Genomic DNA, 13,959 nt, shown 5'->3' with positions numbered 1-13,959 from the left:
GACAGCGCGGTACGGCCGCGGAGGCCTGAACAGTTCGGCAGGGATGGCAAAATCTTGGACATGAATTACCCACGGACGCTCATTCGGGCGAACCGGTCTGTTGCAATTCCAGTGCCACTGGGGGGCAGCGCCAGCTCGGACAGTGAACGGAGTCCGCGATGACCGACCAAGCCGATGGCGATCCAGCCTGGCTGAGAGACTTCCCCTGGCTTGGTGGTATTGCCCCGCAATGGGTGCAGCAGCAGCGTGAACAGTATCTGCGCCGCCAAGAGGAAGAGCGCATGCTGCGCGAGAAGCAGCGTCTGCTGATGCAGCAGTGGGCCGCTTACGACGCCCAGCAGCATGCTGTCTTGCAGGGGCACGTGGACGTCACGAACACCGGCCGTCATGTCGCGATCACCGACCCGTCCGCGCAGCGCACCGCCGCGCCGTCCGGCGCGACCCGCTCGGCTCTCGGACCCGGAGCGGGCCCGGCCACCGGCAGCCGTCCCGGTTCGGTCTCCAGCACCGGCTCGCACCGCGCCGTGCGGCCGGACGTCACAGCCACTGGTTCCCACCGGGCTGTCAGAACGGATGTGACGGCCACCGGCACGCATCGTGCGGTCAGGCCGGACATGACCAGCACCGGCACGCATCGTGCGATACCGCGTCAGATGAGCCCGGATACCGAGGAGTTCGGCGCGACGACGGGCAGCTATGTGGCCGCGCCCCCGGACCGCTTCGCGATACCCGAGCGGCCCGGCCTGACCCAGTGGTGGGTCGACCCGGCGAAGGCGTGGACCTACGCGCGCCCGGCTCTCTCCCGGCACGCGCTGGCCGGGGTGCTGGTGCTGCTGGCCTTCGCCGGCGGCGCCGAGGTGATCTTCCTGTGGTGGCTGCAGACCCCGGCCTCGCGGCTGCAGCACCTGGGCGACGAGTACATCATGGGCGCGCAGCTCACCGGTCTGCTCGGCGCGTACCTGCTGCTGATCGAGGTCGCGCTGATGGCGCGGATCCCGTGGCTGGAGCGGCGGATCGGCTCCTGGCTCGCGACGCTGCACCGCGGGCTCGGCGCGTACCTGATCGTGCTGCTGGCCGCGCACACCGGGCTGGTCATCGCCGGCTATTCGATGAGCCTGCAGGCCAAGCCGAGCGACGTGGTGAAGTCCATCTTCGGGACATATCCGTACGTGCTGATGGCCACCGGCGGCTACGCGTTGCTCATCGCCATCGGCGTCTCGTCGATCAAGCACTTCCGGCACAAACTCGGCTATGACCGCTGGCACAGCCTCCACCTGGTCGCCTATCCGGCCGCGGTGATGGCGTTCTTCCACCAGATCTTCCTGGGCGCGCAGTTCACCCGGAACGCGTACGCCAAGGACACCTGGATCGCCATGCATGTCGTGGTCGCGTCCGCGATCCTGCTCTACCGCGTGTGGGTTCCGGTCAGCCGGACGCTCAAGTACCGGCTGCGCGTCGTCGGCGTCGTCGTCGAGTCGGCGGACACGATCTCGATCTACGTCGGCGGCGTCAACGTGGACCGGCTCGGCGCGCAAGCCGGGCAGTACTTCCGCTGGCGCTTCCTTGGCCGCGGCCTCTGGTACCAGACGCACCCCTTCTCGCTGTCCGCGGCGCCCACGAACGGAGTGCTGCGCCTGACGGTCAAGGGCGTCGGCAACTACACGCGCAGGCTCAAGCGCCGCATCCGCCCCGGTATCCGGGTCATCGCGGACGGTCCGTACGGCGCGTTCACGGCCGAGTTGCGCCGGCGGCAGCGGGTGTTGCTGGTCGGCGGCGGCGTGGGCGTGACCCCGCTGCGGGCTATCGCGGAAGCGCTGGACGGCGGCCCGGGCGACGTGATGTTCCTTCAGCGCGCGTCTTCGGCGGCGGATCTGCTGATGGCGGACGAACTGGAGAAGATGGACGCGGACGGACGGCTGATTTACGTGCCGGTGCTCGGAAAGCGCGGCAAGACCCCGCGCGAGGATCCGATGGCTCCGCACCGATTGCGCGAAATGGTGCCAGATCTCGACGAGCGCGAGGTGTTCATCTGCGGCTCGCCGGCGATGGCGCGCTCGACGATCAAGAACCTGCGCAAGGCCGGGATTTCCTGGCGCCGGATCCACACCGAGCTGTTCGACTTCTGATATACGTCACAACGCCGAGCGCCGGGGACCGTTCGCGGTCCCCGGCGCTCGGCGTTGCTCCTCGTTCGCGCTACACCTGCCGCAACTCGACCACGAGCGACTGCCCCGGCTTGTCCACCAGCTGCGGCGCCGCCAACCCCGCCATCGACAAGAGCTTGCCCGCGATCACGATCGGCCGGTCTTGCGCCGCCCACCGCGGCCAGGTCTCGCGAACCGCGGACACGACCGGCAACACCGTCAGCTCGTAATCAGCCTGCGGATTCAGTCCGGGGAAACGCAGCGCCGCCGCGTGCTCGAACGTCGAGGTTTCCAGTTGCACGTAAGCGAACAGTGCGTGTGACCGGTCCTGCGAGACCACGCCGTGCAGCCACGCGGCCGGGTCCGGATGGTCCGCGCGCACGATCTCGCCGGAGTGCAGCAGCGGCCGCAGCCGCTTGTACTGCGCGATCCAGTCGGCGAGCCGGCCCAGTTCGTGCTCGTCCCAGCCGGTGATGTCGGATTCGATGCCGGCGTGCCCGAACAGCGCGGTGGCCGCCCGGAACGACAACTCGGTGGCCCGCGTGCTCACGTGCGCGGGGGAAGAGCCGATGTGCGCGCCGATCAGCTCGTAGGGAATCAGCAGACTGGTCCAGCGCTGGATGGACTGCCGCTCGATCGGGTCGATGTTGTCCGAGCCCCAGACCCGGTCGGTGTGCTCCAGGACGCCCAGGTCCACCCGCGCACCACCCGACGAGCAGGACTCGATCTCCAGGCCTGGGTGCCGCGCGCGCAGCTCGTCGAACAGCCGGTAGACGGCCAAGGTCTGCGCGTGCACGCCCGGAACACCGTCGTGCAGCGGCTCGGCGATATCCCGGTTGTGATCCCACTTGATGTAGTCGATCCGGTACTCGCCCACCAGCGAATCGAGCCGCTCCAGCAGGTACGCGAAGGCTTCCGGCCGCGCCACGTCGAGCACCTGCTGGTTGCGGTGCTCGACCGGCAGGCGCGCCGGATCGGCCAGGAACCAGTCGGGGTGGGCCCGGGCCAGGTCCGAATCAGGGTTCACCATCTCCGGCTCGAACCAGAGCCCGAACTGCATGCCGTGCTTGCGGACCCGCTCCACCAGCGGATGCAGGCCGTTCGGCCACACGGTCTCGTCGACGTACCAGTCGCCGAGCCCCGCGTTGTCGGTCCTGCGGTGCCGGAACCAGCCGTCGTCGACGACGAAGCGTTCAACTCCCACTGACGCGGCCTTGTCCGCGAGGTCCAGCAGGCGATCCAGCGAGTGGTCGAAGTAGACCGCCTCCCAGATGTTGAGCGTGACCGGCCGCGGCGTGACCGGGTGCACGGCGCGCGCCCGCAGCTTCCGGTGCAGCCGCAGACTCAGCTCATCGAGCCCTGAGTCACCCGACACGAAGTACACCCACGGGGTCTGATACGTCTCCCCGGTCAGCAGCCTGATCTCACCCGGCTCGAGCAATTCCCCGCCGCCGAGCACCGCGCCGCCGTCCGCCAGCCGCTCGAGATACTGCACGTGGTTGCCGCTCCACGCGGTGTGCACGCCCCAGACCTGCCCGGACCGGAAACCGAACCCGTTGGTCCCGGCGATCAGCGGCCCGGCGTCGAACCCGGTGCGGCCGCGCCGGTTCTCGCGCACCCAGGCACCCTGCCGCACGGCGGCTCGTTGCGGTGAGCGCTCGCGGGACCAGCGGCCGCTGAAGTCCAGCACCTCGACGGCCTGCGCGGGCACGGGCATCAGCGCCGCGAGCCGGTCGAGCAGGTAGGGCAGGGCGCCGGTGTTCGTGACCGCGTGCCGGATCCTGAGCACCCCTTCTCGGCTCAGTTCCAGCTGGCTCTCCAGCGCGAGCCCCGCCGCCAAGTCCGCTGCCCGCGCCACGATCGTCCCGCCGCCGTCGGCTCCCTCGTCCGCGCCCGCTACCGCGACCGGCTCCGTCAGCGCGAATCGCAGCGGTCGCCAAGCCCCGTCCTCCCAGTGCCCGCTCAGCGCTGGTCGTCCGTACCACCCTTCGCCCTGCGATGGGATTAACGGATGCGCAGGTCCGGGCCGGCTCAACGCGAGGCGCGCGGAGCCGTCGCCGTGTTCGCCGCCGCCGTGTGCGGGCAGCCCGAGGTCGGCGCCCCAGTACAACACCTCCGGCAGCCCAGAGCCCGACGCGTCGAGCACCAAGCCCACCCCGCCGCCCGAAAGCGAGATCAATCCAGCTGCGGCCGCGCCCACTGCGGCCTCACGCACTTCGTCCACGGCGCTCTCAATTCCAACATTTGTCAACGTGAACCGACGAGTTCATCCTAGAGACCGCGCAGAACCGGACGCAATGGCTTGCTCTGACCGCGCCCATCCCGACCTGCGGCGATCTTCTTCTCCGCGCGCCGTGTGCGCGCCCCACGTATGCGCCCACATACAACGGCCGCGCCCGGGTACCCGAGTGCGTCAAGCGACCACGCGGCACCGCACGACGTCCCACCCAAGGAGGATCGATGCCGTACGCCAGAGGCTATGCGCATCGCAGAAGGCTGTACCCGAGGCGGCACTACGGTCGCTACAACCGTAGCCACTACAGCCGTCGCAGGAGACTGCCAAGCGACCTGGCGATCCTGGCTGTGTTCGCCATCGTGCTGATCATCATCGCGCTCTCCACGCACTGACGCTCTCGTCCGATCCGCCGCGGCGCGCCGCGGTCAGGAGCAGGAGTAGGCGAAGCTGGCGGATGCGCTGAGCTGGCTCGGGCCGAGCACCTCAAGCGTCGCGGTCGCGTTCATCGTGCCCCGTCCGTGGAACGACCACAGCAGCACTACACGCACATCGGTTGATCCCTTTGCCGCCTGCTGACGAAGCGCGTCCGAGACGGTTCCATCGCTGCGGCGCCAACGGTACGTAATCGCGCCGTTGGCGCCGTTGGTGTGCATCGTGGCGGTAACGGTCGCCGTTCCGTCGCAGCTTAGCGTCGGCGACGCAGCGAGGACGGCGGCATCGGTCACCGTGAGGGATGGACCGGAGCGCTGCCACAAGAGGATCGCGAGCACGGCGATGAAGACGAGCAGCGGCAGCAGCCAACTGATCAGTCGCCGACGCCGGCGGCGGCGCGCGTCGTCACCTTCGGTCGGCGGTGCCTCCCCGCGCCAGATGGCAGTGGCCTGACTCAGGTCTGCGACCGCTGCCGGCTCCGGCACGCCGGGCCCGAAGCGCAATAGTTCGCCGGAGGCCGGCGCCGAGAGATTGATCGTGACCTGATTCGCCGCCTCCAGTCCGGGCAGCGGCCGCGTCGCGGGCACGAGCAGTTGCGTTGGAGGCACCAGTGGCTCGGTCGCAGGCGCCGTGGGCGTCGCGTGCACCATCGGCACCGTGGACATGGTCGGTTCCGCGGGCGGAGTCCAGTGCCGCGGCCCCTCGCGCTCGTCGCTGGTCATGAGATCTCGCAGGCGGCGGCGAGGACGGTCGACGTCGAGCCATTGCCTCGAGTGGCCGCGGGATTCGTGGAGACCGTCAGGCCCCAGTACACGCCTTGATTCCCGAAGCTTTGGAAGTAGGCCGTCGCATTGACGAAGTCGGTCTGCCCCTTCGGGATCGTGACCGAGGAGGCGCCGACGGAATGCTGCGCGCCGTTCGCATCCGTGTAGTACCAGGCGAGGTAAAGGGTTCCCGCGGCAGCGCCATCCGACGTCACTGCAACGGTCGCCCCGGCGCCGTGATTGCCCGAGCAGCCGAACTTGGTGATGGCCACGGAACGCACGTGGAGCACCGGAGGCGGAGGCGCTGACGATGGCGCGGCACTCGGACTCTTAGCAGTGCTCGAGGGTTGCGAGGTCTGGGCAGCGTCCGCGGTCGGTGAGATGGAGGGGGCACCTGGCGATGCGGAGGGCGAGGCTGAGGGACCCCGCATGTTCGCAGCGGACGTCGCGGAGTCAGAGGCCTGTGGCCCCTCGGCAACGGTCGGTGCCACCGACGTCGTCGCGCCGCTGGTGGCACCGTAACCGGCCGCGACTGTGCCCGGACCGGCACCGCCGCCCCCGCCTCCATGGGAAGCCGCGGCGACTGCGGCCAAGCCCCCGACCACCGCGCCCGCGGCCACCGCGCTGAGGATTGCCTTGACTGCTCGACTACGCAGCCGGTGGCCCCGCGGCCGGGACTCTCGAGGCGACTCAGGAGACTGATCTTTGCCTCTCGGCGGCGATCCCGAGCCAAGGTCCGTCGTCGCGAACGTGGTCGAGGCGGACGGGACGCCAGGGGCGCCCGCGAGCAGCAGAAGGGGCAGCATCGCGATCAGGGTCGCCAGTTTGCGCTGTCCCCGTTCCTCCCAATCCTCGCCGTATCCCGCGCGCGCTACGTCTTCGAGTGCTGCTACGAACGCGGAGGCGCTCGCCGGTCGCTCCCGTGGCGCCTTGGCCAGTCCGCTGCGAACCAGTGCTCGTACGTGCTCGGGCGCGAGTTCGTCGGGGATCGGCGCCTGAGTGTGCTGAATCATCAGCTCCATGACGGTCGTGCCGCTGTACGGCCGATCCCCGGTAACGCACTCGAAGAACGTTGCCGTCGCCGCGTAGACGTCGGCGCTAGGATGCGCCGGTTCGCCGGAGAACTGTTCCGGGGCCATGTAAACCGGTGTGCCGGCGGCAGCTCCTGTCTCGCCCGAACGCGCTGCGATGCCGAAGTCGACGAGCTTTGACACGCCCCGCGGCGTCACCAGGACGTTCTCGGGCTTGTAATCGCGGTGCACCACGCCGGTCTCATGCGCCGCGGCCAAGCCCAGGAGCGAGCCCTTGAGCACGACCAGCGCCGCCTCGGGAGTGGTCGCGCCCTCAGCGCGCAGCAGGTCCCTAAGCGCGATGCCCTCGACCAGTTCCATGACGATGGCGGCGCCGTGCTCGCTCTCCACGTACTCGTACAGCCGCGCCACGTGCGGCGAGTCCAGCCCGCTGAGCAGCACGGCCTCGCCCCGGTACGCGGCGCGGAACTCAGCCGTCGAATGAAGCGTGCGAACCAGGTACTTGATCGCGACTGGCGTGCCGGTGGCATCGTGCCGGGCCAGCATGACCCGTCCGGTGGCGCCGGAGCCCAATTCCCGCTCATGGCGGTACCCCGGAAGGGTCCAAACCGCCATATCAGCGGCGTCACTCGCCGAATCCATACCAATCCCCCCAGAAGCGGCTGTTGATACCGCGTCCTTGTCAAGCCGAGCCATCGTAGCGACGCACAGCGTGCGCCGGAAGCATTTGCGTGCGTCCGGCCCTTTGGGGCAGCCGCCGGCCATCCGCATCCCGGCCCGCCGCCGCAGCACTGTCCGCCGTGAGTCAGTAGCCTGCTTCCATGGATTGGGTCACGCCGATAGGAACGGCACTCGGTGCGGCGGCCGGCATCGGATCGGCAGTTTTGACGGAGCGCGCGCGCTGGTCGCTCGGCCGCGGCGATCGCAAGCGCGAAACGCTCAAAGCGTCGTATATCGCTTTCCTGACGAACATGACCAAGGCCGGCGAGCAGGTGTGGCATGCATCCCGCGAGCGCCAGCCCGGCTGGCAGGACGCGATCCTGACGGCGCTGCGCGATCACGATGTGCAGACCGCGAGATTCGCGCTGATGCTGGAAGCTCCAGCGAGCGTCAGGGAACAGGCGGAGAACTATTTCGACTGCTTCATCTCGTGGCGAAACGCCGCGCAAGAAGGCGCGCGCCGTGGAGAACCAGCGTTCGACGAGGCATGGCTGGCGTACCGCTCAAGCCGCAGCGCCTTGCAGGACGTCATGCGCCCCACCCTCGGCAGTATCGGCTGACTGCGTGTCAGCCGACTGAAACCGAGTCACTACTGCGCGCAGGTGGCGCGTAGTGCGCGGAGTATCAGGACGGCTTCGGCGCCGGCGCTCCGGCCGTCGACGCGTTCATGCCGGCTAATTCGCTACCGACGGCCGGAGCGCCGTGATACACAGTCCGACGTGCAAACTATCTTGGAGTTCCCCGAGGTCCTGCGGTTGATCGAAGACCGCTCGGCCGCGTTCCGCGCCGCGATCGCGTCCGCCCCGGAGCTCGACGTCCAGGTCCCGACCTGCCCGGATTGGACGCTGCGCGATCTGGCGCAGCACCTGGGCGACGGCCGCCGCCGTCAGGCCGCCATCGTCGCGGCGGGCCCGGGCGCGCAGCCCCCGGCCAGGACGGACCCGAAGGGCGCCCCGACCGCGCCCCGCGACCGCGAAGCCCTCGACGCCTGGCTCGCCGAGTCGACCGAGCTCATGCTCGACGTGCTGCGCGAGGCTGGCCCGGACCGCGGCTGCTGGACCTGGTGGGGCCGCTCGCAGGCCCCGCAGACCAGCGGAGCCGTGGCCCGGCACCAGATCCAGGAGATCGCCGTCCACACCTACGACGCCCAACTGACCCAGGGCGCCGCGCAGCCACTGCCCGCCGACGTCGCGGTCGAGGGCGTCGACGAGTTCCTGACAACCGTCTCGGCGACGACCGTCCCCTGGCCGTTCAAGCCGGCGACCATCGACGTGCACGCAACGGAGGGCCGCTCCTGGCGCCTGACCCTCAACGCCGACGGCGTCCGCTGCGCCGACCTCGCCGCCGACGCGGAGCCGGGCGACATGACGATGCGAGGCGCAGCGAGCGAACTGGTCCTCTACTGCTACGACCGCGTCCCGCTCGACAGCCTGGAGATCACCGGCGACACCGAGCCGATGGAGCAGCTCGCAGACTGGGACCCGAACGCGTAAAACGGGCAAAACGCGCAGTTGTGACGCAACTGTCAGTGGTGCGCGCGCTCGCGCGTTGACCTGGTCCATCACGCACTTCAGTACTCGGCGCCAAGGTCGAGTGGCGCGCCGCATCGTCGCGTGCCTCGCTGGCTGACAAGCGGCCGTAGCGCCTTCGGCGGTTACCCGAAGCGCCCGCTGCGCTGGACGCGAAGGCGGGCTGTGGACTCCACCCCGATGCTGGTCGCCACGCCGGCGACCACGACTTGCGTGACGCCGGCTCGCCGGAGCTTGGTCGCCCTCACCCCGCCCCGGGGCGGCGTGCCGTGCCACCGCGACAGTCACATCAATACCGACAACTGCGGCCACATCAATACCGACAACTGCGGCGCACCGGAGTTCTGCGCGCCCGCTAACGGGACCACAACGACGAAGCCTTGACAGCATCCCGCGGCAATCATCTAAAGTGCTAACACTTTAGATGAATAGAGGGATTGGTGATCGAGTTCCGGCTGGACCCGCGCTCCGGTGTCGCGGCGTACCTGCAGATCGTCCAGCAGGTCCGGCAGGCGCTGCTGCTCGGCATGCTCGCCGAGGGTGACCGGCTGCCCACGGTCAAGCAGGTCGTTGGCATGGTCGCGATCAACCCGAACACCGTGCTCAAGGCCTATCGGGAGCTTGAGATGGCGGGGCTGGTCGTGGCGAAGCCGGGGGCGGGCACCTTCGTGACCAAGACGCTCACGCAGTCCTCGATCACCGAGCACGAGCCGCTGCGCCGCGAGCTCGAGGCCTGGCTGGCCAAGGCCCGCGCCGCGGGCCTCACCGAGGCTGAACTCGACGCGCTGATCCGCGCCACCGTCCGCGACACCGCCGATGAGGAGAAATGACCGCGATCGTCGAGGCCCACGCACTGGGCAAACGCTTCGGAGCGCGCTGGGCGCTCGCCGACTGCACCCTGAACATCCCGCCCGGACACGTGGTCGGCCTGGTCGGGCCGAACGGCGCCGGCAAGTCCACCCTGCTCAAGCTGGCCTGCGGCCTGCTGACCCCGACCAGCGGCAGCATCACCGTGCTCGGAGGGCGCCCCGGCTCCGGGCGCGAGCAGATCGCGAAGGTCGGCTACCTCGCCCAGGACGCCCCTGTCGAGCCTGCGCTCTCGATCGCCGACCACCTCAGGCTCGGCGCGCACCTGAACCCCAGGTGGGACAAGGCTCTCGCCTCCGCGCGCATCGCAAGCCTCGGCCTGGATCCGAAGCAGAAAGCCGGCAAGCTCTCCGGCGGTCAGCGCGCCCAGCTCGCCCTGACCATGGCCACGAGCAAACACCCGCAAGTGCTGATCCTCGACGAACCGGTCGCCAGCCTCGACCCGCTCGCCCGCCGCGACTTCCTCAAGCTTCTGATGGACACGGTCGCCGAACACGGCACGAGCGTCATCCTCTCCTCCCACCTGATCTCCGATCTCGAGCGGGTGTGCGACTACCTGGTCGTGCTCGCTGCTGCGCAGGTCCGTTTGGTCGGCGAGGTAGAAGAGCTCACCGCCGTCCACCGTTGGATCACCTGCACCCGGCGCGACGCCGACACGCTGCCGGCCGGCGTCGAGGTCGTCTCGGCCAAGCACACCGACCGGCAGTCGACGTTCATGGTGCGCAGCGACACCCCGATGCCGCCCGGCGACTGGGTCAGTGAACCGGTCGGCTTGGAAGACCTGGTGCTGACCTACATGGAACGCGGCCCCGCCTCGGCCGGACCCCTCGCCCCGCGCAATGTGGAGAGTGCCCGATGATCTGGCTGACCTGGCGTCAATTCCGCTTCCAGGCGACGGTGACCCTGACGATCCTCGCCGCGGCCACGATCTACGTGATGACCACCGGCCTACGGATGCACCACGCGTACGCCGCCGACATCGCGGCCTGTCCTCACCCGGAGATCGGCTGCAGGTTCTTCCTCTCATTCCAGGGGAGCTACAACGCCGAGCAACGACTGCTTGAAATGCTCGTGTTCGCAGCACCGGCCCTGATAGGGATCTTCTGGGGCGCACCGCTGATCGCCGCAGAGCTCGAGCGCGGCAGCCACCGGATGCTCTGGAACCAGTCGGTCACCCCGACCCGATGGCTCGCGGTCAAACTCGCCATCCTCGCACTCGCGGCCCTGCTCACCGCCGCAGTCCTCAGTCTGCTGCTGACCTGGTGGGCCAGCCCCCTCGACCAGCGCTCGAACGACCGGTTCGCCGCGATGACCTTCGGCACCCGCGGCGTTACCCCGCTCGGCTACGCGGCCTTCGCCTTCGCCCTTGGCACCGTCCTCGGCCTGCTCATCCGGCGCACCCTGCCGGCCATGGCGGTCACACTTGCGGTGTTCATCGCGCTGCAGATCGTCTTCGCCGCCGTGCTGCGCCCGAATCTGCTGCCCTCGACCGCCGCCACCATGCCCATCAACGCCACCACCATGAGCCAGGTCCAAGGCATCGGGACCGGCCCCGACCCCAGCGGGCCGGTTCAGATCTTCCGCCCCGGAAAGGCCGACGCATGGATCCTGTCGGCCACCAACCTCGAAAACAGCTCCGGCCACGAAATCTCTGGTAACCAGGTCAGCACCTGCCTCAACAACCAATCGCTAGACCTCACCGGGATCGGCGACTGCCTCGCCCCCTACAACCTCCACATCGACTACACCTACCAGCCCGCCGACAACTACTGGCCCCTGCAATGGCTTGAGACAGGGTTCTACCTCGCCCTCGCCGCGCTGCTTGGCGGCGCCTGCTTCTGGCGCATCCGCCGACACCGCGACTAGCCGCAGGACTTATCAGCGAGCTTCCCAGTGAGAATTGCCGACCTGGCGTTCGCTGTCGCGTTCGCCTGCAGGCAGGGTGTTATCTGACACCACGTACGGAATTACGTGGCAGCTGGGATCGTCTTCCACCATGATCTCGCGTTCGCCTCGTGCGAGTAGGTGGGCGAAGCCAATGTGCTCCTGGAGCACAAGCACGGGCAACGGCGCGGCACTGAGTAAAGGGTGCTTCCTGGCCGAAGGCGCAGTGATGGCGCGTGACCTCGGTGAGGGCTTCAGGCGATTGCGTTGTGGCGAACACCGGCAGGCTCGACTGTGGAGCGGCCCGGGGCTATCGCGGCTCGTGCCCCGAATCGCTTGTGCCCACGGTCGCCCGGCGGACCCGGGCGCCGAGGTACTCGATCGGGGCGGTGAGGGCGGCCGCGTAGGCGGCACCGGCGCAGATCTCGACGACGTCGCCGCGGCCGACCGAGCTGACCAGGCAGAGCTGCTCGGCCACGAAGCGGCCCCAGGCGCGCTGGTAGCTCACCGACTGCTGCGCGAGGGAGAAGGAATACGGTGCGACGACGTCGCCGGGGTCGAGCAGCCCCCAGCGGCCGCTGACAATGAACCACGGCACACCGCTCGCCTCGGCCCGCGCCCGCCGACGTGCGAACAGCGGGCTGACATACAGGTCGCGGGCCGTGGCGGGCTTGCTCAGCTGGGCCTTTCCACCTGCGACGAGGATGACGGACACTGCGCTCGACGAGGGGGGCGAGGACGCGGCGAACGGTGCCGTGGATCCACGGCCGGGGCGCATGGGCATGGCAGATAGGTACACGATCGCGGCACAGCAAGCCAGCCGGGAGGCGCACGGATGACCGCACCGAGCCAGGAAACGTCCGCCTGCGGGGCAGGGCGAATGTAGCGGCACCAGCGCGTGCTTCGTAATGCCGACCGCTTTACAGATGCTGGAAAGCGCCAGATCGGCATGCTCGGAAACTGGTTGGTCTCTCCCTCCGGCGATCGCCGCCTTCGCTGAGTGCTACGAGGAACAAGCCCATGCGTTTCTGAGCAGGGCGCCGCGCCGCCGTGCTGCGCGGCGCATGGCTGCCGCGATCGGGACGGTACTGCTGACGGTACTGCTGATCTTGGAGTCCACAGCTGCTGGTTTGGACGACGAATCCGCGGTGGGCGCGTCCTGACGTCGAATGCGCCCCACCCTCGTCGCCCTGGATGGGGCAGAAGCCTGCTTCGGGCTCGGCACGCTCGCTGAACGCGGAGAAAAACGTGGTGGCATGTCGCACAAGAGACTGACATCCTCGAAGCAGCACTCTGATAACGATACTGCTGTGCTACGGGCGGCTCAGCTGCGCTGAGTTGGGATCAGGATTCCCAAGTGTCTGTTTCCATGTTGTAGCGGTGTCAGTCGCCGCCGTAATGACCAGAACCGCCCGGACTTCGGCACGCCGTCGCGGGGTCGCCGCCGGGTGCCCGAGGCGCTGATGTCGCCGTGGCTGGGCCCGGTCAGGCGAGGGCCGTCGTGTCGATGGCCCCGCCGGCCAGGAGAGCCGCTCTGAACTCGGCCGTGATCTGGCGGGCTAGGCCCAGATTCCCTCGTGCGTTGGCGGCGGGCTTGGCGACTTGCCCGATCAGGGCGCCTTTTCCCTGCTCGCTTGCGGCACGAGACTGCTGCCGGGCGTAGACCAAGTCGAACATGACTGCGACCTGCTTGCCGTCTATCTGCAGGACCACTCCGGCGTCGATGTTCCGCAGCCTGCGGGGCGTGACGATCTTCAGGCCAGCGGTCGGCACCCGGACGACCAGTTCGTCGGGGTGCTGGATGATCGTCAGTTCGCCATCGGCGACTCGTACGGTGGAAGGAGCGGTGTACGGTCGGCTCAGCAACCACCGGAGGCTGTCCTTGAATGGCTCCATAGAGCACAATTCCTGGGCGAATGTTTCGCTCATCGCGTTCCTACTACTTTCTAAGGGCTAACCCGGTTGGGTGCAGGTCCTGAGGGCGTGAGTGCGCCCGCACAAGTGTGTTGCCCGCCTGTTCTTGGATCACGCTGTATGGCTGGAGTACCGCCCGGGGCTGGCAATTGCCGTGCCGGCATCATCCGGTGCCGATCCTTGGCGCAGGTGGCTATGCGCCGTCGATGGGCGCTGGCGTCCCCGGCAGCGCGACGGTGTCGCGGTTCGATCGATTGTCATACGCGTTACGAGGACTTCGCACTCTGATATCTATGGTCTCCACCGGCACCGTTAGCCTCCCGGCAACTTCTGAGACGCCGCTTTGGCCTCTGGTCTCCACGGCTCGTGGGCGCAGTAAGGGGCAACCCGCTGCCGTCGCGGGAGGCTCAAGGATTACGAGTCTGCATTCTGATATTC

Annotated in this window: 12 protein-coding genes and 1 pseudogene; 7 read left to right on the top strand and 6 right to left on the bottom strand. The window is 68.5% G+C overall.

The annotated features are described in order from the left end of the window. Nucleotides 1-158: 158 nt before the first annotated feature. Nucleotides 159-2,126, top strand: coding sequence for a ferric reductase-like transmembrane domain-containing protein (locus VN779_RS23245; RefSeq protein ID WP_325726872.1), 1,968 nt, complete (start codon nt 159-161; stop codon nt 2,124-2,126). A 70-nt stretch (nt 2,127-2,196) separates the two neighbouring features. Here VN779_RS23245 and VN779_RS23240 read toward each other — a convergent pair whose 3' ends face one another. After that, the gene (locus tag VN779_RS23240; RefSeq protein WP_325726870.1) at nt 2,197-4,368 is read right to left on the bottom strand and encodes an alpha-galactosidase; all 2,172 of its coding nucleotides are present in this window, start codon (nt 4,366-4,368) and stop codon (nt 2,197-2,199) included. A 236-nt stretch (nt 4,369-4,604) separates the two neighbouring features. Between VN779_RS23240 and VN779_RS23235 the strand changes: the two genes are divergently transcribed. After that, nucleotides 4,605-4,772, top strand: a complete 168-nt coding sequence (locus VN779_RS23235; protein ID WP_325726869.1) for a hypothetical protein — start codon at nt 4,605-4,607, stop codon at nt 4,770-4,772. Between the two features lie 33 nt (nt 4,773-4,805). Here VN779_RS23235 and VN779_RS23230 read toward each other — a convergent pair whose 3' ends face one another. Together VN779_RS23230 and VN779_RS23225 are read right to left on the bottom strand one after the other, a co-directional pair. Further along, the gene (locus tag VN779_RS23230; protein WP_325726868.1) at nt 4,806-5,534 is read right to left on the bottom strand and encodes a hypothetical protein; all 729 of its coding nucleotides are present in this window, start codon (nt 5,532-5,534) and stop codon (nt 4,806-4,808) included. Next, nucleotides 5,531-7,222: a serine/threonine-protein kinase gene (locus VN779_RS23225; protein WP_325726866.1), complete on the bottom strand. Its 1,692-nt coding sequence runs from the start codon at nt 7,220-7,222 to the stop codon at nt 5,531-5,533. The genes VN779_RS23230 and VN779_RS23225 overlap by 4 nt, the downstream gene beginning before the upstream one ends. A gap of 206 nt (nt 7,223-7,428) precedes the next feature. Between VN779_RS23225 and VN779_RS23220 the strand changes: the two genes are divergently transcribed. Together VN779_RS23220 and VN779_RS23215 are read left to right on the top strand one after the other, a co-directional pair. Then, complete coding sequence (locus VN779_RS23220; RefSeq protein ID WP_325726864.1) at nt 7,429-7,887, top strand: hypothetical protein; 459 nt, start codon at nt 7,429-7,431, stop codon at nt 7,885-7,887. 159 nt (nt 7,888-8,046) lie between these two features. Next, complete coding sequence (locus VN779_RS23215; protein ID WP_325726862.1) at nt 8,047-8,820, top strand: maleylpyruvate isomerase family mycothiol-dependent enzyme; 774 nt, start codon at nt 8,047-8,049, stop codon at nt 8,818-8,820. A gap of 194 nt (nt 8,821-9,014) precedes the next feature. Here the strand turns inward: VN779_RS23215 and VN779_RS26595 are convergent. Continuing rightward, nucleotides 9,015-9,092, bottom strand: a pseudogene (locus tag VN779_RS26595) (cysteine hydrolase); the annotation flags it as partial. Nucleotides 9,093-9,296: 204 nt separating this feature from the next. Between VN779_RS26595 and VN779_RS23210 the strand changes: the two are divergent. Genes VN779_RS23210 through VN779_RS23200 form a run of 3 tightly spaced genes read left to right on the top strand, consistent with a single transcriptional unit; the run spans nt 9,297 to nt 11,589 of the window. Beyond that, on the top strand, nt 9,297-9,686 hold the full coding sequence (locus tag VN779_RS23210) for a GntR family transcriptional regulator (protein WP_325726860.1): 390 nt from the start codon (nt 9,297-9,299) through the stop codon (nt 9,684-9,686). Beyond that, a complete protein-coding gene (locus VN779_RS23205) occupies nt 9,683-10,582 on the top strand; it encodes an ABC transporter ATP-binding protein (protein ID WP_325726858.1) in 900 nt (299 codons plus the stop codon). The genes VN779_RS23210 and VN779_RS23205 overlap by 4 nt, the downstream gene beginning before the upstream one ends. Continuing rightward, a complete protein-coding gene (locus VN779_RS23200) occupies nt 10,579-11,589 on the top strand; it encodes a hypothetical protein (RefSeq protein ID WP_325726856.1) in 1,011 nt (336 codons plus the stop codon). Before VN779_RS23205 ends, VN779_RS23200 begins: the two co-directional genes overlap by 4 nt. A 328-nt stretch (nt 11,590-11,917) precedes the next feature. On the opposite strand, the gene VN779_RS23195 is transcribed toward VN779_RS23200, so the two are convergent. Then, nucleotides 11,918-12,391 (bottom strand): DUF6884 domain-containing protein, encoded by a 474-nt coding sequence (locus tag VN779_RS23195; RefSeq protein WP_325726854.1) that lies wholly within the window; start codon nt 12,389-12,391, stop codon nt 11,918-11,920. A gap of 701 nt (nt 12,392-13,092) precedes the next feature. Then, nucleotides 13,093-13,473: a hypothetical protein gene (locus VN779_RS23190; RefSeq protein WP_325726852.1), complete on the bottom strand. Its 381-nt coding sequence runs from the start codon at nt 13,471-13,473 to the stop codon at nt 13,093-13,095. Nucleotides 13,474-13,959 lie beyond the last annotated feature (486 nt).

The sequence above is a fragment of the Actinocrinis sp. genome, assembly GCF_035605935.1.
Taxonomy (GTDB): domain Bacteria; phylum Actinomycetota; class Actinomycetes; order Streptomycetales; family Catenulisporaceae; genus Actinocrinis.
This window is presented reverse-complemented; position numbering and strand designations above follow the sequence as displayed.

Coding starts and splice junctions, on each gene's coding strand:
- VN779_RS23230 (WP_325726868.1), bottom strand. CDS start 5,534: ATGACCAGCGACGAGCGCGAGGGGCCGCGGCACTGGACTCCGCCCGCG.
- VN779_RS23225 (WP_325726866.1), bottom strand. CDS start 7,222: ATGGCGGTTTGGACCCTTCCGGGGTACCGCCATGAGCGGGAATTGGGC.
- VN779_RS23195 (WP_325726854.1), bottom strand. CDS start 12,391: ATGCCCATGCGCCCCGGCCGTGGATCCACGGCACCGTTCGCCGCGTCC.
- VN779_RS23235 (WP_325726869.1), top strand. CDS start 4,605: ATGCCGTACGCCAGAGGCTATGCGCATCGCAGAAGGCTGTACCCGAGG.
- VN779_RS23220 (WP_325726864.1), top strand. CDS start 7,429: ATGGATTGGGTCACGCCGATAGGAACGGCACTCGGTGCGGCGGCCGGC.
- VN779_RS23245 (WP_325726872.1), top strand. CDS start 159: ATGACCGACCAAGCCGATGGCGATCCAGCCTGGCTGAGAGACTTCCCC.
- VN779_RS23200 (WP_325726856.1), top strand. CDS start 10,579: ATGATCTGGCTGACCTGGCGTCAATTCCGCTTCCAGGCGACGGTGACC.
- VN779_RS23205 (WP_325726858.1), top strand. CDS start 9,683: ATGACCGCGATCGTCGAGGCCCACGCACTGGGCAAACGCTTCGGAGCG.